This window comes from Halopseudomonas salina, assembly GCF_014637955.1.
Taxonomy (GTDB): Bacteria; Pseudomonadota; Gammaproteobacteria; order Pseudomonadales; family Pseudomonadaceae; genus Halopseudomonas; species Halopseudomonas salina.
On sequence record NZ_BMFF01000005.1, the window covers coordinates 246,616 to 267,881 of the forward strand.

General features: G+C 57.9%; 18 protein-coding genes. 5 read left to right on the top strand and 13 right to left on the bottom strand.

Features of this window, described 5'->3' with window-relative positions; translation table 11 throughout:
- A partial coding sequence (locus tag IEV54_RS13195; RefSeq protein ID WP_188434458.1) for a class I SAM-dependent rRNA methyltransferase occupies window positions 1–1,175 on the bottom strand: 1,175 nt, incomplete at its 3' end.
- A gap of 117 nt (window positions 1,176–1,292) precedes the next feature.
- Here IEV54_RS13195 and IEV54_RS13200 point away from each other — a divergent pair.
- The 5 genes from IEV54_RS13200 (at window position 1,293) to IEV54_RS13220 (ending at window position 5,105) form a co-directional block, all read left to right on the top strand.
- Window positions 1,293–2,174, top strand: coding sequence for an HDOD domain-containing protein (locus tag IEV54_RS13200; RefSeq protein WP_150277999.1), 882 nt, complete (start codon window positions 1,293–1,295; stop codon window positions 2,172–2,174).
- A 36-nt stretch (window positions 2,175–2,210) separates the two neighbouring features.
- Complete coding sequence (locus IEV54_RS13205) at window positions 2,211–2,726, top strand: glycine cleavage system transcriptional repressor (protein ID WP_150277998.1); 516 nt, start codon at window positions 2,211–2,213, stop codon at window positions 2,724–2,726.
- 98 nt (window positions 2,727–2,824) lie between these two features.
- Complete coding sequence (locus tag IEV54_RS13210; protein ID WP_150277997.1) at window positions 2,825–4,345, top strand: DUF1538 domain-containing protein; 1,521 nt, start codon at window positions 2,825–2,827, stop codon at window positions 4,343–4,345.
- Window positions 4,342–4,689: a P-II family nitrogen regulator gene (locus IEV54_RS13215; RefSeq protein WP_150277996.1), complete on the top strand. Its 348-nt coding sequence runs from the start codon at window positions 4,342–4,344 to the stop codon at window positions 4,687–4,689. Before IEV54_RS13210 ends, IEV54_RS13215 begins: the two co-directional genes overlap by 4 nt.
- A 20-nt stretch (window positions 4,690–4,709) precedes the next feature.
- Complete coding sequence (locus tag IEV54_RS13220; RefSeq protein ID WP_150277995.1) at window positions 4,710–5,105, top strand: CBS domain-containing protein; 396 nt, start codon at window positions 4,710–4,712, stop codon at window positions 5,103–5,105.
- A gap of 13 nt (window positions 5,106–5,118) precedes the next feature.
- Here the strand turns inward: IEV54_RS13220 and IEV54_RS13225 are convergent, their stop codons facing one another.
- The 12 genes from IEV54_RS13225 to IEV54_RS13280 form a co-directional block, all read right to left on the bottom strand.
- Window positions 5,119–5,886, bottom strand: coding sequence for an SDR family NAD(P)-dependent oxidoreductase (locus tag IEV54_RS13225; protein WP_150277994.1), 768 nt, complete (start codon window positions 5,884–5,886; stop codon window positions 5,119–5,121).
- Between the two features lie 207 nt (window positions 5,887–6,093).
- Window positions 6,094–7,179, bottom strand: a complete 1,086-nt coding sequence (parM, locus tag IEV54_RS13230; RefSeq protein ID WP_150277993.1) for a ParM/StbA family protein — start codon at window positions 7,177–7,179, stop codon at window positions 6,094–6,096.
- Between the two features lie 175 nt (window positions 7,180–7,354).
- Window positions 7,355–8,980: a magnesium transporter gene (gene mgtE, locus IEV54_RS13235; protein ID WP_150277992.1), complete on the bottom strand. Its 1,626-nt coding sequence runs from the start codon at window positions 8,978–8,980 to the stop codon at window positions 7,355–7,357.
- A gap of 138 nt (window positions 8,981–9,118) precedes the next feature.
- Complete coding sequence (gene gcvP / locus IEV54_RS13240) at window positions 9,119–12,004, bottom strand: aminomethyl-transferring glycine dehydrogenase (RefSeq protein WP_150277991.1); 2,886 nt, start codon at window positions 12,002–12,004, stop codon at window positions 9,119–9,121.
- A gap of 192 nt (window positions 12,005–12,196) precedes the next feature.
- The gene (gcvH, locus tag IEV54_RS13245) at window positions 12,197–12,577 is read right to left on the bottom strand and encodes a glycine cleavage system protein GcvH (protein ID WP_150277990.1); all 381 of its coding nucleotides are present in this window, start codon (window positions 12,575–12,577) and stop codon (window positions 12,197–12,199) included.
- 30 nt (window positions 12,578–12,607) lie between these two features.
- Window positions 12,608–13,693 (bottom strand): glycine cleavage system aminomethyltransferase GcvT, encoded by a 1,086-nt coding sequence (gcvT, locus tag IEV54_RS13250; protein ID WP_150277989.1) that lies wholly within the window; start codon window positions 13,691–13,693, stop codon window positions 12,608–12,610.
- A 118-nt stretch (window positions 13,694–13,811) separates the two neighbouring features.
- On the bottom strand, window positions 13,812–15,425 hold the full coding sequence (locus IEV54_RS13255) for an ABC transporter permease (protein ID WP_150278193.1): 1,614 nt from the start codon (window positions 15,423–15,425) through the stop codon (window positions 13,812–13,814).
- A 145-nt stretch (window positions 15,426–15,570) separates the two neighbouring features.
- Entirely contained in the window at window positions 15,571–16,572 is a 1,002-nt protein-coding gene (locus IEV54_RS13260; RefSeq protein ID WP_150277988.1) for an extracellular solute-binding protein, read from the bottom strand.
- A 68-nt stretch (window positions 16,573–16,640) separates the two neighbouring features.
- Entirely contained in the window at window positions 16,641–17,897 is a 1,257-nt protein-coding gene (locus tag IEV54_RS13265) for an FAD-dependent monooxygenase (protein ID WP_150277987.1), read from the bottom strand.
- Window positions 17,898–17,940: 43 nt separating this feature from the next.
- Window positions 17,941–19,137, bottom strand: coding sequence for a 2-octaprenyl-6-methoxyphenyl hydroxylase (gene ubiH / locus IEV54_RS13270; protein WP_150278192.1), 1,197 nt, complete (start codon window positions 19,135–19,137; stop codon window positions 17,941–17,943).
- A gap of 5 nt (window positions 19,138–19,142) precedes the next feature.
- On the bottom strand, window positions 19,143–20,483 hold the full coding sequence (pepP, locus tag IEV54_RS13275; RefSeq protein WP_150277986.1) for a Xaa-Pro aminopeptidase: 1,341 nt from the start codon (window positions 20,481–20,483) through the stop codon (window positions 19,143–19,145).
- A 14-nt stretch (window positions 20,484–20,497) separates the two neighbouring features.
- Window positions 20,498–21,070, bottom strand: a complete 573-nt coding sequence (locus IEV54_RS13280) for a UPF0149 family protein (protein WP_223825466.1) — start codon at window positions 21,068–21,070, stop codon at window positions 20,498–20,500.
- Window positions 21,071–21,266 lie beyond the last annotated feature (196 nt).

Here is a 21,266-nt window from a genome sequence, read left to right on the forward strand (position 1 = left end):
CAGAACAGCGACTTGATGTAGCCAGTCTCAGGGATTGCGGGATGCAATGGGTGGTCTGGGCCCTGGAAGCCGCGTTCAGTGATGACCAGGTGACGATCCAGGTGCCGACTGGAGGCCAGCAGGATGTCGCGCAACGTCTCTTCCGCCAGGTGCATGGAGCAGGATGCCGAGACCAGGATACCGTCCTTGTTAAGCAGCCTGATGGCCTGTTCGTTCAGGCGGCGATAGGCAGCTTCGCCGTTGCGTTGATCTTTGCGCTTCTTGATGAAGGCTGGCGGATCAGCGATGACCACGTCGAACTTCTCGCCCGCCGATTTGAGCTCGCGCAGGGCATCCATCACGTCGCCTTCAACGACTGACATGCGGTCCGCGACGCCATTAAGGCCCGCGTTATGTTCGACTAGGTCCAGCGCCGGCGCAGAACTGTCAACGCACATGACTTCGCTGGCGCCGAAGGCTGCTGCCTGCACGCCCCAGCCGCCAATGTAGCTGTATAGGTCGAGCACCCGCTTGCCCTTCACGTAGGGTGCCAGGCGTGCGCGGTTCATGCGGTGATCGTAGAACCAGCCGGTCTTCTGCCCTTCCCATACCGGCGCCTCGAACTGCACTCCGTTTTCTTCCAGGGCCACGCGCTTGGGCACATCGCCGTGGGCTGCTTCCACATAGGAGGGCAAGTTTTCGGCGCTGCGCGCACCGCTATCATTCTTGAAAAGCACACCCGCTGGCTTGAGTACCTGAACCAGGGCCTCGACGATCTCGCCGCGCACCCGCTCCATACCGGGGGTGGCGATCTGCACCACAAGATAGTCCCCAAAGCGGTCTACCACGAGCCCCGGTAGCAGGTCTGCATCGCCGTAGACCAGGCGGTAGAACGGCTTGTCGAAAAGTTTTTCACGCAGGCTGAGCGCGACCTGAATACGGTGCACAAGCAATGACTTGTTCAGGAGCGTGCCGGTATCGCGGCTGTGCATACGCGCACAAATAAGATTGGTCGGGCTCATGGTGACGAGACCAAAGGGTTTGCCAGTGGCGCTTTCGAGTTGCACTTCCTGGCCCGGTTCAAAGGCTGTCAGAGGCGTCTGCGCGGTATCCACTTCGTTACTGAAAACCCACAAGTGTCCGGCCTTGATACGGCGGTCGCTATTGGATTTCAGACGCAGGCTGGGCAGTGTCATCGGGGAGCTCCTCTTTCAGTCGGCAGTGAATTCCACCGGGCGGGCAGTATACAGGCTGTCCAGTCCGGCAGTCTGCGGCTAAACTCGAATATCCAGCATGATATCGGACCAGCTTGCATGATAGACGATCTTTCGGAAGAGCAGATAAGGCGTGCCCTGCAGGGCATCAGTGTGCCGCCACAGCCCCAGATCATGGTGGACCTGCAGATGGAACAGGTGATGCCTGACCCGGATTTGAAGGTGATTGCTCGGCTTATCAGCCAGGACCCAGGGCTCTCGGGAAGCTTGCTGAAGGTGGTCAATTCGCCTTTTTTCGGGCTGGCAAACCGGATCTCCTCAATTCAGCAGGCGGTAAACCTGTTGGGTGTAAAGCGAGTGATCAACATCATCAACGCCCAGTCCATACGGAGTGAGATGACCGATGAAAACATCGTCAACCTCAATCGCTTTTGGGACAGCGCCCAGGACATTGCGATGACATGCATGACCCTGGCAAAAAAAATTGGCTGTATCGAACCGGATGAAGCCTATGCCCTGGGGCTGTTCCACAATTGTGGCATTCCCCTGATGCTGAGGCGCTTCCCCTATTACATTGAAGTAATGGAGGAGTCCTACTCCCAGGCAGGGCAACGTATTGTTGATGTAGAGAACCAGCGGCTCAACACCAACCACGCAGTGGTTGGATACTTTACTGCCAAATCCTGGCTGCTTCCCAAACACCTGTGTGAAGCCATTGCCAGTCATCACAATGTGGAACAGATCTTTACTCAGGACGACTACGATCCGGGGCTGAAAAACCTGCTGGCAATTCTGAAGATGGCAGAGCATATCTGTCAGGCTCATCGTGTGCTGGCCAACCAGGCTGTTGACCATGAATGGAACGCGGTAGGCCACGAGATTCTCGAATATGTTGGCCTGACCGAATACGATTACGAAAATCTGGAGATCAATTGCCGTGAAATGATGGTGACCGGCGAGGGCCGGTATTATCAGGATTGAACGCAACGTCTCAAACACTGCTTCAAGGAGTAATGCATGTCGACACCCCTCGTTATCACGGTAATTTCCGCCGACAAGTCAGGCCTGGTGGAAAGCATCGCCCAGGTTATAAATCGCCACGGCGGTAATTGGCTGGAAAGCCGTATGGCACGCATGGCCGGTCAGTTCGCGGGCATTCTGCGGGTCGACATCGCGCCAGAGAAGGTCGAAGGATTACGTATAGACCTTGACGGACTGACCAGCCTGGGCATTAACGTTCAGGTTGCGGTCAGCGGTCAGGCAGATGAGCCCGAACTGGAAATACTGCACCTGACCCTGCTGGGTAACGATCGCCCCGGCATCGTGCATGAAGTATCACAGGTCCTGGCGCGCAACGGCGTCAATGTAGAGCAGCTGGAAACCGAGTGCAGTCCGGCCCCCATGAGTGCAGATCTGCTGTTCAAGGCCAGCGCCCGTCTCGGCATTCACCCCCAGACCGATCTCGAGGCATTACGCAATGACCTGGAGAACCTGGCCGACGACCTGATGGTGGAGCTTACACAGGAGCGCTGATCAGTATTGCAGGTACTTGATTGATCGAGGTCAGCACCCAGTCGCAATGATTTCGCTAGCCTGACACGATAACTGCAAAGCGCCTGGAAACGCCTCGAATGAATCACCTGCATACCTTCTGGTACAACCTGCGGCACGCTTTTGGCAACCTATTACCAATCATCCTGGTGGTGGGTGTGTTTCAGGCGGCAGTGATCCGGGAGTTACCAAATGGGCTCACCGAGATGTTGCTGGGTCTTGCCGTGGTCATTTTTGGCGTAGCCGTTTTTCTGCAGGGGCTGGAGCTGGGTGTTTTCCCGGTAGGCAAAAGCCTGTCGAACGCCTTTGCCAGGCGTGGTTCTCTGCCGTTGCTGATGGGCTTCGGGTTTTGCCTGGGGTTTTCCTCGGTGATTGCTGAACCCGCTCTGATTGCGGTCGCTGAGCAGGCAGAAGACATCAGCGATGGGAGAATCAAGGGGCTAACCCTGCGCCTACTCATAGCCCTCTCGGTCGGACTGGTGGTAGCACTCGGCGTGCTGCGCACCCTGCTTGGTCATCCCCTGCACTGGTACATGATCATTGGTTATCTACTGGTCAGTTGCGTGACCTTCTTTGCTCCCGAGGAGATCGTGGGTCTGGCCTACGACTCCGGAGGGGTAACCACCAATATTGTCACTGTTCCGCTCATCGCTGCACTGGGTATTGGTCTGGCGGCATCAATCAAAGGGCGCAATCCGCTGGCCCATGGATTCGGCCTGGTGGCTCTCGCCGTCATGGTGCCGATGATAGCGGTGCAATTTTACGGAATCGTTGTCTATACCCTGTTTCCCGTTGAGGCCGCTGTTGAGGCCGCGTCCAATATCGCCCTGCAAGCGGGCGACACGGCAGAGATCATAACGAAGACATCCGGCTCTGTGCTGGTGGGCATGCTGATCGACCTGCTCATGATGCTGCGCGACGTTCTGCCCATCATCATCGTGATTCTGTTTTTCCAGTATGCAGTGATCCGCAAGCCTCTTCCCTACGTGCGTCGAGTCATCATGGGCTTTGCGATGGTTATTCTGGGCCTGTATGCATTTGTCATTGGACTGAAGCTCGGCCTGTTTCCGATTGGCCGCAGCATGGCAGAACAATTGATCGGGCTAGATACCCTGGTTTACGTCTACCTGTTCGCATTGGCCATCGGTTTTGCCACTACGATGGCCGAGCCGGCACTGATCGCGATTGGCGGTCAGGCCGAGGAGGCTGCCCACGGCAAGCTGAATGCAAAGCATATTCGATTGCTGGTCGCTTTGGGCGTTGCCATCGGCATCGCCATAGGGGTGCACCGGATCATTACCGGCGACTCCATCCACTACTACATCATGGGCGGATACGCTCTGGTGATATTCCTGACCTGGCTCGCACCGCGCTTCATCGTGCCGCTCGCCTTTGACCTGGGCGGGGTGACAACTTCTGAAGTCACGGTGCCCCTGGTCACTGCACTGGGAATTGGACTCGCCACCCAGATCGAAGGCCGCAGCGCGCTGATTGATGGCTTCGGGCTGATTGCCTTCGCGTCGATATTCCCGATTGTTACTGTTCTGCTCTACGCTATCGTGATGGAGCGGCTCAAACCCGCTGGAGGAGATGCACAATGAAATTCTCGGTTCTGGTAGCCATTCTGGCCGAAGATCTGGAAGAAACAGCCATAAAGAGCGCCAAGGCCGCAGGCGCCGGAGGGATAACCATCCTCAACGGACGCGGGCTAGGGGCGGAGCAGAAAAAGACATTCTTCGGCCTGACCTATGAAGGCAGTCAGTCGGTACTGATTCTGGTACTGGAAAAGAAACTCTCGCTGCAGGTGATGAAACGCCTGGTGCGGGATCTGGATCTGAACAACGACAGTCGAGGCGTAGTTTTCACCCTGCCGCTGGATCATATCGCCGGTATCGACCCCACCCAGGTAGAGCAGTTCGAACAACTGATTCGCAAAGACATCTGAAGCTTCCAAGGAGCCCTGCCATGTTGGTGAAGGACATCATGAAAACCAGCGTGATCACCATCTCGGCATTTGCCACTGTGCGAGAGGCGATGCTGAAAATGCGTGAACACAATATAAAGTCGTTGGTGGTCAACAAGAACAACGAGCACGATGCCTATGGTTTGCTGACCTATAACGACATTCTCAAGACCATTGTGGCCGAGGAAGGCGATATTGATCTGATCAACGTTTACGACATCTGCAGCAAGCCCGCGCTGATCGTTTCGCGCGAGCTGGCTGTAAAGCATGTGGCACGCCTGATGGTGACCATGGGCATCCACCGCATTCTGGTAACCAATGCCAACGAACTGGTCGGGATCATCACCATGAACGATATTGTCAGCGCGATCCTGGAGATGGCCGACGCAATGGATTAGGCGGCCGACCCGGCTACTGTCGCCCGACGTAACCCGGATTGAAGATCACGGCCTCACCCTGCATGTTCTCGAAGATATCCTTTGCGGCAATCGCTGGGTCTTCCCAATTGGCTGCGCGGTCGTTTTCGGGATCGGCCATAGGCCCGGTGGAGTGCTGACTGATTTTGGTTTTCATACCACCGGGAGCAGCCAGAAATACGCTGATGTTATCTCCCTGAACTTCCTGTGCAACGCTCTGAAACAGGCCATGGAGCGCATGTTTGGTGGCTGCGTAATGCCCCAGATTTGCAGGCGCGGCCCGCATGCCCAGGATCGAGGAGACATTGACGATGGTACCGCCGCCCTGCTTGCGCATGATGGGAATGACCCGCTGCGCCAGATCGGCGTAGGCCCAGTAGTTGACTTCGAAAAGACGGTGGGCTTCCACGCTGTCCATCTGCTCCAGAGTGGCCAGATAGGAATAGCCAGCGTTGTTGAACAGATAATCGATTCGACCGAATTCATCCATCGCCGCCTCGATCACATCAGGCCGCTGTTTGGCATCGGCGAGATCCACTTCAACCACGATGGCCTGACCACCCTTCGCTCGAATCTGTTCGGCCAACGTCTCGGATTGGTCAGGGCGAATGTCTGCCAGCACCAATTTCATGCCTTTTTCTGCACCCAGGAGTGCAAGCTCGTGGCCCAGTCCATAGCTGCTACCGGTCACAATGGCGACTTTGTCGTGGTATTGGGGGGAGGTAGGCGCCTGCTCGGCAAGGCTGAACTGTGCTATCAGCATGGCCAGCGCACCTGTCGTCAGCGCGACCCAAAAACCAGCCGCTGCTCTGGTCGGAGCAGCTAGCATCTTTATAAATAGCATCGAGGATGTCTCCTGCTGTGATCGAGCCATTACCTTAGCGTAATCACGAACCACATCAGAGCAGGGAAACATACAGTTGCAAATACCCTGAGACGCCGACGCCCAGGCAGGACGCCGGCGAAGGCGTCAGACTTCCAGCTGTTTGGCTGAAGCCTTCGAGGGTTTGCCTTTCGCCTTTGCAGCAGCCACATTACGCATGAACTTGAGCGCGCCTCGAGCGTTGGAGAACTCATCCAGCATGACCGGATTGGGGAATGCCTGGGTCAGCCAGTGGTGGAACACCACCGACCCGCCCCCGGTAATGATAATGGCGCGGTAAATACCGATGGAGCCGAGTCGGGACTTGACGTTGTTAATGATTTTGGTCGCTACCGAACAAGCTACGTCGTCACGCAACACTTCGAAATTGCGCACTTCACCTGCATAGAAAGTGGAACCTGTTTCCAGTACTTCGCTGACCAGATTGGGTGGAATCTCGGCATCATGGGAGTTTTCCAGCAACCCCAGATCGATGAGCTCCTGCTTGATGGCCTTTTCCAGGGCAAATTTGAGATCCAGCACGCCGACCTTGTCGGTACCAGAATAGGTATTGTTGATAGTGATGCTGTCATCGACAATCAGGTTCACCACGTCGGTGGTGGAGCCACCAATATCGATTATCGCCACGTCACCTTTGGTGTACTTTGCCGCATCGGTGAACTCACCTTCGTCATCAAGTACAAAATCGAAGAAGGCGGACAGGGCTTCGGAATAGCAGTCGACCTGGTCAATGTTCAGCTTGTCATCACTGCCAATAACCTCAACCGTGCCTTTACTGCCATTGAAATTGGCAATAGTGGCTACCTTGTTCTCGGTTATCTGGTTGCCCTGCTCGGAAAAATAATCGCGAAAGGACAGAGTTACTCCCAGGTGCAGAGGCTTGTTGAGTAGTTTGGCCTTGCGCAGCGCGTGGGTGACAAGCACGCGGTTCTCGACTGAAGCAGGGTAATTGGCGTTACGCAGATTTATCGGGGAACGCACGGAAGGTTTGCAGGTGTAATCCACCCCATCAGCCCGGTAACGGTCGACGGTCTCGCCGCTGTTTGAGCTCAGCCGATCAGTACCGATAATCGTCGGTACCTTGAGGGTCTGGATCTTCCCTTCGGCGTCGAGCCAGGCCAGCTTGTGATCTGCATACCCGTTGTCATCGACGACCAGTGTTACCTCTGCCATGTCACTCTCCCCAATCCATTCAAATGTGAGCGCCGCACGAAGTCCGGCTGCGTCCGTTCCCGAAGATATGCAAGCTTAACCCAGAAAGAACCCAACCCGGCAATCGCGGACCATCCAGCCTGTGTGACGGAGTATGCCAGCCCAGGCTGACATACGGAATATTGTATCGCGGCGCTCAGATCAGCAGTAACGTCGCCAAACCGAGGAAAGCAAAGAAACCCACCACGTCGGTGACAGTGGTAAGAATAACCCCACCAGCCAGGGCCGGATCAATACCAAAACGCCGCAAAACAAGGGGAATTACCAGTCCCGCGAGGGCTGCACAGACAAGGTTGAGCAGAATCGCCGCGCCTATGATCCCACCGATCTGCCAACTCCCGAACCAGAGAATCGCCAGGGCAGCGACCACCAGAGCCCACAACACCCCGTTAAGCAATCCAATGCCCAGCTCCTTGATCAAGAGCACCCGTGCGTTGCCGCCCACCACCTGCCCAAGTGCCAGACCACGGATGACCAGCGTCAGGGTCTGACTGCCGGCAATACCTCCCATGCTGGCAACAATCGGCATCAGTACCGCGAGCGCCACAATCTGTTCAAGCGTCCCCTGGAACTGGCCTATGACCCATGCAGCAAGAAAGGCTGTAATCAGATTGATGCCCAGCCAGACCGAGCGGCGCCGGGTACTGGTGAGAATCGGGGCGAACATGTCAGCTTCTTCGTCCAGACCTGCCATGTTCATCATGGCCCGTTCCGAGTCTTCACGAATGATATCCATCACGTCATCAACCGTAATGCGCCCCAATAAAAGACCATCACCATCGACTACACCGGCGGACAGCATGTCGAGATCTTCGAACAGGCGCGCGACTTCGTGACTCGAGGACTCGACACTGATCGGCTTGAACTCATCATCCATCACTTCGCTGACCTTGGCCTCCGGCAGGCTGGTCACCATTCGGCTCAGGCGCAATACGCCCAGGTAGCGATTCTTGCGATCCACGACCATGACCTTGTCGGTGTGGTCAGGCAGATCTTCCAGCAATCTCAGATAACGCAATACCGAGCCGATCCGCACGTCCGCACGCACCGAAATATGGTCCACGTTCATCAGACCGCCGGCCGAGTCCTCGTGATAGGACAGCATTTCGGCAATCTGTTTGCGTTTCTGCTCATCCATCGACAGCAGCAGTTGACGCCCCGAGCCACTTGGCAAGGCCTGAATCAGATCGACAAGATCATCGAGGTCGAGCTTGCGCGCAGCGGCAACCAGCTCCTCATCGTCCATTTCCAGGGCCAACTTGGCCCTGACCTCCTCGTGCAGATGGACCAGCACCTTGCCCGAACGTTCGCTGTCGAGCGTCTCCCAGACCGCACTGCGTTCATCCGGTGGCAGGGCTTCAAGCAGACCGGCGGCTTTGGCCGGATGCATGTGCCTGAAGACCTTGCCTACGCGCTTGTACTTCCCGGCCTGGAGAGCGTCACGAACGCTGCCGATATGAGTGAAGACGTTTTCTTCTTGATCGTGCAGGTCAGCATCAACGTCACCATGATCGCTGTCGCGGTGCAGAGTCGCAGCCATTTGCGGGTCGAGATGGCGCAGCACCGCGGCTTCATCTTCGTCGGCAACCTGCTGCCATACGGTCTGACGCTGATCCGGCTCCAGAGCCTCAAGCAGACTCGCCAGTTTACCCGGGTGCATCGGCCGCACCAGCTTGCGCACGCGCTTGAGCTTGCCTTTGCCAAGGGCTTCGACAATCGCGTCCTGGCCGGTATGAATCGAGTTGCGGGTATCGTCAGTCATAGCAATTGCCAACTCCTGTCTTGCATCCGGCCAGGCCCGGACGCAGTTTGCGCACCGTTTGAAGCTGCAACAGCTCTGCAGCGGCGAAGGCGGGCCTGCAAGGCTCGCCCATTGTCGGCGCCGGGGCGCGCAGGAGTCTCAGTCCTCGTAGCTTTCGATCGGTGGGCAGGCACAAAACAGATTGCGGTCACCGTAAACATTGTCTATCCGGTTCACGCTTGGCCAGAACTTGTTGGCTGCCACCCAGGGTTGCGGAAAAACCGCCTGTTGCCGCGAGTATGCGCGATCCCAGTCACCGGTGATATCGGCGAGCGTGTGCGGAGCGTGATGCAGCGGGTTGTCTTCAGCGCTCCATTCACCCTGCTCAACCCGGCTGATTTCGTTACGAATAGTCAGCATTGCGTCGACAAAACGATCCAGTTCGGCTTTGGACTCGCTCTCGGTGGGCTCAATCATCAGCGTACCGGCAACCGGGAACGACATGGTCGGCGCGTGAAAGCCAAAATCCATCAAGCGCTTGGCAACATCCTCTTCGCTGATGCCGCTTGCCGCCTTGAGCGGCCGAATATCAATAATGCATTCATGGGCAACCCGGCCGTTCGCACCGCTGTAGAGAATCGGATACGCCTCACCCAAGCGTTTGGCAAGATAGTTGGCATTGAGAATCGCCACCTCGGTTGCTTGGCGCAGGCCGGCTGCGCCCATCAACGCAATGTAGGTCCAACTGATCGGTAAAATACTGGCACTGCCCCAGGGCGCTGCACTAACAGCACCATTCTCCGGGTTGGGGCCGTCCAGCGGCACTACCGGGTGATTGGCAACATAGGGCGCCAGGTGTGCCCGGACACCGATGGGACCCATGCCGGGACCGCCACCACCGTGGGGAATACAGAACGTCTTGTGCAGATTCATGTGCGAGACGTCGGCGCCGATATCCGCCGGACGGGTCAGACCTACCTGCGCATTCAGGTTGGCACCGTCCATGTAGACCTGCCCACCGTGCTGGTGAACGATATCGCAGATCTCGCGTATACCTTCCTCATACACCCCGTGGGTAGACGGATAGGTAATCATCAGGCAGGACAGGTTGTCGGCATTGTCTTCAGCCTTCTGGCGCAGGTCGGCAATATCCACGTTGCCCTGGTTATCGCACCCCACCAGAACCACACGCATGCTGGCCATCATGGCCGATGCCGGATTGGTACCGTGGGCAGAGGTCGGAATCAGGCACACATTGCGGTGCTCGTCGCCGTTGGCCTCATGGAAATTGCGAATTGCCAACAAACCGGCATATTCACCCTGAGCACCCGAGTTGGGCTGCATGCAAATGGCATCGAAACCGGTGATCTGCCTCAGCATTTCCTCGAGCTCATCGATCATCACCTTATAGCCCTCGGCCTGGGCCAAGGGTACGAAGGGGTGAATCTGACCAAATTCGGGCCAGGTAACCGGAATCATCTCGGTGGTGGCATTCAATTTCATGGTGCAAGAGCCCAGCGGAATCATGGCATGGTTCAGGGCCAGATCCTTGTTTTCAAGCGACTTGATATACCGCAGCATCTCGGTTTCGGAGTGATAACTGTTGAATACCGGGTGGGTGAGAAAGGCCGACTGGCGACGCAGGCCGGCAGGGATACCGACGTCCTTGCCAGCCACCTTGGCATCCAGCACCTCGATCGCCTGCAGCGGCTGCTCGTCCGCGAAAACAGCCAGCAAAGTCTCGACTGTGGTGCGGGTGCTGCTTTCATCCAGACTGATCCCCAGACTATCGCCATCAATCAACCGCAGGTTGATTCTGGCCGCCCGTGCCCGCTCGACAATGGCTCTTGCCTGTCCGGGAACCTCGAGGGTCAGGGTGTCGAAGAAAGTCGCGTTGCGCCGTTGGAAGCCAGCGGCCTCCAGACCAATGGCGAGAATTGAAGTCAACCGGTGAGTTCGTTCGGCAATGGTTCGCAGCCCCTCGGGCCCGTGATATACAGCGTAGAAGCTGGCCATGTTGGCCAGCAGCACCTGAGCAGTACAGATGTTCGAGTTGGCCTTTTCCCGCCGAATATGTTGCTCACGGGTCTGCAGCGCCATACGCAGAGCACGGTTACCGCGAGCATCGACAGACACACCGATGATCCGGCCGGGCATGGCTCGCTTATAGGCATCGCGGGTAGCAAAGAATGCCGCGTGAGGACCGCCATAGCCCATCGGTACCCCGAAACGCTGTGCAGAACCAAACACCACGTCTGCTCCCAGCTCACCCGGGGGGGTCAGCAGCACCAGGCTGAGCAGATCAGCCGCTACACAGGCCAGGCCCTGTTTGGAATGTACCTCATCGATCAACGGCTTGAGATCGCGAATCTCGCCCCAGGTGTCGGGATACTGGAAAAGAGCACCGAAAACATCATGCTTGGCGAGGGTAGATACGTCGTCCACCACCAGATCAAAACCGAAGGCTTCGGCACGGGTGCGCACGACCGAGATTGTCTGCGGGTGGCAATCATGGTCAACGAAGAACAGATTGCTCTTGCTCTTGGCTACGCGCTTGGCCAACGCCATGGCCTCGGCCGCTGCAGTCGCCTCATCCAGCAGAGATGCGCTGGCCAGCTCCATGCCTGTCAGATCGATGGAAACCTGCTGGAAATTCAGCAGCGCCTCCAACCGGCCCTGGGCAATTTCCGGCTGATAAGGCGTGTAAGCCGTGTACCAGCCCGGATTCTCCAGCACATTGCGCAATATCACCGTAGGGGTCAGCGTGTTGTGATACCCCATACCAATACAGGAGGTAAATATCTGGTTGCGACCCGCTATTTCCTTGAGATACGCCAATACCTCAGCCTCGCTGCGCGGCCCCTGAATATCCAGCAATTCCTCGCGCAGGATAGTGCGTGGAACTGTCTGCCCAATCAGCGCATCCAGCGATTCGACGCCCAGGGCATCCAGCATTGCCTGCTGTTCAGCGGCATCCGGACCAATGTGGCGGCGCAAGAAGGCATCTGTCTGTTCCAGATCGTGGAGACTTGGCGTGTGGCTCATGGAAATACCTGTCAAAGATTGAAATGCGATAGGTTGGACCAGAATGGCCCCGCATGCCTCGCGAAGGAGGCTGGGCTATAGGGTTCGGCTCATCGGAGCGACACGGATCACAGCGTCGGCGCCAGCCAGCATCAATAACTTGTCAGCACATACAGTCGAGCGGAGCCGCCTTGCTGGCAACTCCGCGGGGACTCAGATCGACGCGCTGTAAGCGTCGGCATCCATCAACTTGTCCAACTCGGCAGCGTCGCTGGGTTTGACTTTGAAGAACCAGGCACCGGCATAGGGCTCGCTGTTAACCAGTTCAGGGCTTTCGGTGAGCGCCTCATTGACCGCAATGACTTCGCCGCTGACCGGAGCATAGATATCGGAGGCAGCCTTGACTGACTCGACCACGGCGCATTCCTGGCCCGCACTCACTTCGCGCCCAACTTCCGGCAATTCGACAAAGACGACATCGCCCAAAAGATCCTGAGCATGATCGGTAATACCGACCGTGATGGAGCCATCAGCTTCCTGGCGGGTCCATTCGTGGCTCGATGTATAACGCAGCTCGGCGGGAGTATTGCTCATGGGGCTGTCCTCGGAAAAATGATCTGAAAGTTATTCGAATACGGCTTTGCCGTTACGCACGAAGCCTGGCCTGACGACCCGCGCACTCAGCAATTTGCCACGGATTTCGACCTGAACGCTATCGCCCGTCTCACGTGGCACGCGGGCCAGTGCTATGGAGCATCCCAGCGTGGGAGAAAAAGTGCCGCTGGTGATTTCGCCCTCGCCGATACCGTCGACCAGGACTTTTTGATGACCACGCAGCACAGCTCGCTCGGCCATCACCAACCCGACCTGCTTGGGCTGATCTGCGGCTGCACGTTGGGCCTCGAGCGCCTTGCGACCAATGAAGTTACGCTCAGCAGGCTCCCAGGCGATCGTCCAGGCCATGTTGGCAGCCAGTGGTGACACACTCTCGTCCATATCTACACCGTACAGATTCATGCCAGCCTCGAGCCGCAGCGTATCACGCGCCGCCAGGCCACAGGGGTGACTACCTGCCGCCAACAACGCGTTCCAGAAACCAGCTGCCTGATCGGCGGGCAAGATGACTTCAAGACCGTCTTCACCGGTATAGCCTGTGCGGCCAATGAACCAGTCGCCGCTGGGTAGCCCCTGAAAGGGCTTGAGGTCGCCGATCAGCGCAGCGCAGGCATCACTGACTACGGAGGCCGCGACATCTATGGCACGCGGGCCCTGCACGGCGATCATAGCCAGGTCATCACGCTCCTGCAGGGTCACCGCATAACCCTCTGCCTGGCTATTCATCCACGCTATATCCTTGTCCCGGGTGGCCGCATTCACCACCAACCGGTAGCCATCCCTGCAAAGGTAGACGATCAGATCGTCGACCACCCCACCGTTCTCGTTGAGCATGCCGCTGTACAGTGCCTTGCCGGCAGTGGTCAGCTTTTCCACATCGTTGGCCAGCAGATATCTCAGAAACGCCTTGGCTTCGGTACCCGCCACATCGACTACCGTCATGTGAGACACGTCAAACATGCCTACATCGCGGCGTACGTGATGATGTTCTTCCATCTGTGAGCCGTAATTCAACGGCATGTCCCACCCGCCAAAATCAACCATCTTGGCGCCGGCGGCCAGGTGCTGCTCATAAAGCGGAGTGCGCAAACCCATGTGGCCTATTCCTTGATACTGGGAGGAGTGTCAGGCTGTGAATTGTAGCCAGAAATAAGCCTACTGTGCAGCCTTTGGTGACAATTGATAGAAGCCAGAGCCGAGGATCCCGGCAATGCTATCGCCGCGCGGAACGCCTGATCAGCACTATGACCGGAAGCAGCCCCACCAGTACCAGCGTCAGGGCCGGCAACGCCGCCCGCTCCCAGTTACCCTCGGTAGTCAGCCCGTGAATGCGCACGGCCAAGGTATCCCAACCGAAGGGGCGCATCAGCAATGTAGCAGGCATCTCCTTGAGCACATCGACGAAGACCAGCAACCCTGCACTGAGAATGCCCGGCAACAGCAGAGGCAGATAGATGCGCCGCAGGACTGCCCAACCCGACTGCCCAAGGCTCTGGGCGGCCTCTGGTAACGAGGGCTTTATGCGCGCAAGGGACGTATCCAGGGGGCCGTAAGCTACAGCCATGAAGCGTATGAGATAGGCCAGCAATAGCGCAAACAGGCTACCGAGCAGCAAGGGCGTAGGTTGTTCGGCGCCCAGCCAGCCTCGCAGCGGAATCAAGAAGGCATTATCGATCCAGCTGAACGCAAACATGATACCCACCGCCAGCACCGATCCGGGCAGGGCATAACCCAGATTCGACACCGCTACTGCAGTACGTACGCGTTTGATGGGCTGCAACCGACGGGCCAGGGCGAGGAGAATCCCCAGGCTGACAGTCAGAACGGCTGCCATGGCACCTAGCATCAGGGTGTTGCGAATCAGCGACCAATAGCGACTGTCAAGGTGCGCCATGCCACCTTCGAGCAACCAGTAGACCAGCTGGCTAACCGGAATGATGAAGGCGATGGACAGCACCAGCAGACAATAAACACTTGCCAGCCACGCCTTGATCCCGCGCAACCTGTATATTGCGCCGGGCCTTGGCCGATCAACCCCAGGGAATCGCTTACTGCCCTGAGCCCTGCGTTCGGCAAACAGCGCCAGAAAGACAAAAAGCAATAACACACTGGCCAGTTGGGTGGCTGTCTGCAAGCTGAAGAAGCCATACCAGGTCTTGTAAATCGCCGTGGTGAAGGTGTCATAGTTAAAAACGGATACCGCACCGAAATCAGCCAGTGTCTCCATGATCGCCAACGCGGCCCCTGCGCCTATGGCCGGCCGCGCCATGGGTAGCGCAATCTTGCTGAAGCCCTGCCATGGTGTCTGTCCCAGCACACGGGCCGCTTCCATCAGACCGCGCCCCTGAGCCATAAAGGCGCTGCGGGCAAGCAGATAGACATAGGGATAGAAAACCAGTACCAGAACGAGGATGACACCACCGGTGGAGCGGATGGATACCATTCGGAAATCATTACCCAACCAGTCACGCAATAGCGTTTGCACGGGACCGGAGAAATCCAGCAACCCGATCATTACAAATGCCAGCACGTAGGCCGGAATCGCGAAGGGTAACATCAGCGCCCAGTCCAGCCAGCGTCGCCCGGGGAATTCGCACATGCTGGTCAGCCAGGCCAGGCTCACTCCCAGCACAATCACGCCTACCCCAACCCCGGCAACCAGCGTCAGAGTATTGCCAATCAACTGGAGCAACTGGGTCTGCAACAGGTGCGCCCAAATAGGGGCATCTATGCTCTGCCAACTGAGCACCAGCACCAGCAACGGCATCACCACCAGCGCAGCCGAGCCATAAGCCACCGCGCGCCAGTAAGGCATTTTGCTGATCATGACCTGAGGCACATATGCTCCTGGGGCTGGTGACAGGCTCGCCGGATGTCAGCGTGCCGGAAAAATGCAAACGCCCGGCGCTGGGCCGGGCGTGCAGTATATCGGGAAAAAACAGCTATGGCTTCGGCCAGCGCTGCAGATCAGCTCACTTCCAGCCCTGACGATCCATCAGCATGATGGCCTCGGCCTGCAAGCGCCCTGCGACCTCGACATTGATCTGGTCCGCCTTGAACTCACCCCAGGCTGCCACCTCGTCCGAAGGTTTAACACTCTCGTTGGCCGGGAATTCCTGGTTGACCTCGGCAAATACCTCTTGCGCCGCAGGTGTAGTCATCCACTCTAGAAGCTTTATCGCCTCCTCGGGCTGCTTGGAGTGCATTGTTACACCAGCTCCCGAAATGTTGACGTGCACACCACGGTCTTCCTGGTTCGGCCAGAACAACGCCGCCTTGAGATCCGGTTCGGTTTTCTGCAGACGACCAAAGTAGTAGGTATTGACGATCCCCACATCACACTGACCTGCGTCGATTGACTGGATCAGAGAGGTGTCGTCGGGGAAAACGGGCGTGGCCAGGTTATTCACCCAACCTGTTATGACCTCGCCGGTGCGCTCTTCGCCCAGGGTTTCGATCATGGTAGCTGTCAGGGACTGGTTATAGACCTTCTTCGACGTACGCAGGCATACCCGACCTTTCCAGCTGTCGTCGGCCAGCGCCTCGTAAGTACTCAACTCGGCGGGATCGACCCGTTCGGTCGAATAGACAATAGTGCGCGCGCGGAGCGAAAGGCCAACCCATTTGCCGCTTTCGGCTCGATACTGAGCCGGAATATTTTCTTCGATCACATCCGATTTCACTTCCCGCAGCACGCCCTGCTGCTCAGCCTGCCAGAGGTTGCCAGCATCCACAGTGATCAGCATGTCAGCCGGCGTGTTCTTGCCTTCGGCCTGCAAACGCGCCAAAAGGGGTGCTTCCTTGTCCGTGATGAAGTTGATCTTTACGCCGGTTTCTTTGGTGTAGAGGTCAAAAACTGGCTGGATCAGATGATCCTGACGTGCAGAATAGACGACCAACTCCTTGGCCTGGGCAATGCTGCCGAAGGTGGTCAAAGCCAGACTCAGCGCAGTAACGGAACGAATGACGGACATGGACTAGGCCTCTCGATAGTAAGCAAAGCCTAGATGTTAATGATTCGAATTTAGAATAGCAACAGGGTTCAGCTGCTCTCTCTGTTCAGCTCAGGATCCCCTGCCAGGGAAGGCAGGTCACCGTCGAGCCCCATCGCCCTGCGTATGACCACAGATTTAAGCTTCCCCTGCTGATCCAGCCATTGCATGCCCGCATTGCGCAGCCAGCGTAGCGGCAGCGCATCAGCATGAAAGAGCCGTTCGAAGCCTTCCATCGCCGCCATCATGCCGAGGTTCGCACCCATGCGCCTGCGTTCGTAGCGTTGTAAAACAGCCAGGTCAGCCAGCGGCTCACCGCGCTGAATTGCCGCACGCAGGACATCATTGAGTTCAGCTGCATCAAGCAGCCCCAGGTTCACTCCCTGCCCTGCCAGCGGGTGGATGGTATGCGCCGCATCCCCCACCAGCACCAGCCCCTGCATCGCGTAGGTCTTGGCATGACGTTGCCGCAGCTCGATACGGTGCCGCGGATCCACTGCGACGACCTGTCCAAGCCTACCCTCTATAGCCGCACCGACCTCCAGCGCGAAGGTCGCATCATCCAGCGCCATGACCCGGTCTGCTGCTTCGGGCAACAACGACCAGACTAGCGAGCAGTAGTGCGCCCCTGCCTGGTCTGGAAGAGGCAGAAAGGCTAGAGGACCGGTCGGCAGAAACCGTTGCCACGCGGTGTTCTGGTGCGGCTCGGCCACCTGCACGGTGGTGACGATTGCATGGTGCAGATAATCCCACTCCCGGAGCGCAAACCCGGCAAGCTCACGCACCTTGGAGCGCGCCCCATCGGCGGCCACCACCAATGGGGCACGCAGGGCCTCGCCGCCAACCAGTTTGACCCGCCAGCCGGCCTCCTCGCGTACCAGGGTTTCGATCCTGCGCTCGCCGAGCATATTCACGCAAGTCTGCTCAAGCCTGCGCAGCAATGCTTGCTGTATACCCGTATTCTCCACGATGTGCCCAAGACGGCTTTCATTGAGAGCATTGGCATCAAATCGGATTTCACCGGTGCCCTCGGCGTCCCAAACACACATGTGCTGATAGGCACAGCGACGCGCACTATCAATCAGCGGCCATACACCCAGTTGTGTGAATATGCGCTCGGACGCGGCGCTGAGCGCGCTCACGCGCGGGTCGTAACCAGAAACGGTTTGTGACGATTCGGCTACCTTGGCCTGCAGCGGCAGAGCATCAACCAGCGCAATGTTCAACTCCGTATCAGCCAGGGCCAATGCCAGCGTTGCGCCCACCATGCCGGCACCAACAATTATCAAATCATAGTCTTGCGGCATGAAACCCACCTCGAATAACTTTACTGCAAAGCGATCTAAGCAATCAGATCTTCAGTCCCATCGCCTGTCTCGCGAACATGCGTCGCGCCGGCGGCAGCAAATCCAGACCGAGCAGACCAAGATTACGGCCCAGGGTCAGCATTGGTTGGCGATTGCTGAACAGGCGGGTCAGATAATCACTGAATGCCACGGTCATCCGCTGATCGGCGCGCTGGCTGTCCAGGTAGTCCTGCAATACAGCCAGGTCACCCAGGGGCCTGCGGCAACCTTGAGCAGCAATCAGCTTGTCTGCCAGGGCTACCGTATCGCGCAGAGACAGGTTGAAGCCCTGACCAGCAATGGGGTGCAGGCTATGGGCAGCGTTGCCAAGTACCACCAGATGCGCGCGGACCTGCTCCTGAGCCTCGGTCAGCTTGAGCGGATAGGAAGCTCGCGAACCTGCCCGCGTCAATGCACCCATGCGAAAACCAAAGGCCCGCTGCAACGCTGCGAGAAACGCCGACTCCGGCAGGGCAGCAATATCCTCAGCCTGCTCTTCCGGCAAGGTCCAGACAAGCGCGCTGCGCTGCCCAGCGAGCGGTAAAAGCGCCAGCGGGCCGGATTCGGTAAAGCGTTCGTAGGCCACCGAGCCATGACCCAGAGCGGTGGTGATATTGGCGATGATCGCCGTCTGACCATAAGGGCTGACATCCCGGTGCACACCCAGTTGATCAAGCAAGCCGGAACGCCCACCGTCGGCCAGCACCAGCAGATCGGTTTCCAGCACAGTGCTCGATCCGTCAACATCGATCTCCAGTGAGTAGCCCCCCGGTATTGCCCTGGCGGATGTGGCCCGGGCCGGGGCAATCCATTCAACTGTCTGGTAATCCAGCGCAGCCAGCAGTACTTCGCCGAGCCTGGCATTTTCCACCACATAACCCAGCGCCGGCACGCGCTCCTTGTCCGCGTATAGCCGGGTTACACCCGGGTGGCCACGATCAGACACGTGGATTTGCCGGATAGGCTCGACGTTCGGCGCCAGCTGCGACCATACGCCGAGTCGCTCCAGAAGCAGGCGGCTGCCATGTGATAAAGCCGTTGAGCGCGCGTCATAGCTGGGCTGGACCTGGCCGACGCCTGGTGGCTGGGCTTCAATCAAACGAATACGCCAGCCGGCCTGGCGCGCACAACTCTGCAGAGCCAGCGCCAGGCAGGCGCCTACCATGCCACCGCCGACAATGGTCAGATCACTGCTAACCATGGTGTTCACGCAAGCGCCCCTGCGTCTTCATGTGAACTGGCCATCAAGGCCTCGATTTCATCCGGATCCTTGATCACGTCCGCGCTAAGCACATCGCAACCTGCTTTGGTCACCAGCACGTCATCTTCAATCCGGATGCCAATGCCCCGCCACTTGCGTGGCACCGTCTCGTCGTCAGGGGCGATATATATCCCAGGCTCAACGGTCATCACCATACCGGCTTCAAGCTCTCTCCAGGCGCCACCCACACGGTAGTCACCCACGTCATGCACGTCCATACCCAGCCAGTGCCCGGCGCGGTGCATATAGAAGCGTTTGTAGCCCTCGCCGGCAATCAGCTCGTCGACGTCGCCCTGCAGCAAACCCAGATCAACCAGCCCCGAGGTAATCACTCGTACCGTTGCCTCGTGCGCTTCGTTCCAGTTGCGGCCTGGAGCAATCACCTCGAACGCCGCCGCCTGAGCCTCAAGCACAATGTCATAAATGGCGCGCTGCTCGGCAGTAAAGCGTCCATTGGCGGGAAAGGTGCGAGTGATATCACTTGCGTAACAGTCCAGTTCGCACCCGGCGTCTATCAACACCAGATCACCGTCGCGAATCTGCGCATTATTTTCGGTGTAATGCAGGATGCACCCGTTTCGGCCCGCAGCAACAATAGAGGAATAGGCCGGATAACGGCTTCCATGGCGCATGAAGGTATGCTGTAACTCAGCCTCCAGCTGGTATTCCCAGCTTCCCGGCCGGCATACCTGCATGGCCCGCGTGTGCGCCTTGGCAGAGATCTGCGCCGCCTCACGCATCACCTTGACCTCGGCCGCACTCTTGTACAAACGCATATCATGCAGCAGATGATCCAGAGCGACGAATTCATTCGGCGGAGTGGCGCCGAGTCGAGCCTTGCTGCGAATGACATTGATCCAGTTGGTCAATCGGCGGTCGAAGTCCGGATTGGCGCCCATGGCGTAATACACTCGCTCGCGACCCTCGATCAGTCCCGGCAAAATGTCGTCTACATCGGCAATCGGAAAGGCATCATCCGCTCCGTACTCCGTAGCCGCGCCATCCTGCCCCGCGCGATAACCGTCCCAGAGCTCCCGCTCCTTGTCCTTCTCGCGGCAGAAAATCACATATTCGCCATGCTCTCGCCCTGGGATGAGCACTGCCACCGCTTCAGGCTCGGGAAAGCCGGTCAGGTACTGAAAGTCGCTGTCCTGACGGTATTGGTATTCCACATCCCGGTTGCGCACGCGCATCGGAGCGGCAGGCAGCACTGCGATGCTGTTGGGCTCCATCTGCGCCATGAGCGCCTTGCGGCGTCGGGCGTATTCCTGTCTGGATATGTGCATGCCTACCTCTGATGTCAGTGCAATGATGCCGGGGGCTTGGTCTCGCTGTCGGAAGCGGGCTGGCACTCACTGAAGAGCATCAGCACCGCCATGCGCACGTACTCCATTACTTCCATGTAATCCACTTCATTGGCTTCCGATTCCTCCAGATCAGTCTGCACCTGAGCAATGGCAGCAAAGTCACGCAGGGCGCTATCCGCTTCCTCGCTTAGTTCGTTGTTGCGCTCGACCAGTCCGAAACCACCAAGAAATCCTTCGCACCACTGGCCCAGCGCCTGGGTGCGCCTGTCGACGGTCGCGCCGTCGTCCGGCAACAACAGTGTGATATCGAAGCCGGTTCCGGTCAGCTCCGCCAGGCTGGCATCGTGTAACAGGATAAGTTGAACCTTGCCAGCCTCGGAGAGGGTGCCTCGGGTATCGAGTAATTCCTGGGCTACGTTCAGCCAGGTGCCATGATCATAACGGGCACCGGCCGACAACCGCCCTACCAGGTGGCCATGTAATTCGGCAGGAAAAGCTGCCGCGCCCAGATCAGTGAACAGTTGAGCATAACGGTCAAAATCGAATACAGCTGGCATGAGTGCCATAAATCGGAGCCTCCAGGGTTTTACCAGGACAGTATAAAAGCAGATGACTGCGGCGGCGGAGCATATATGTTGCGTAATCTACTGCCCCGCGCGGGCAGGGTCCAGCGCAGCGAACCTCAGGCATCAAGCCGGGACCCGGGCATCTGCCTGACACAGGTTTGACCGGCTTGCGGCGCCACTCTATAGTTGCCCAACA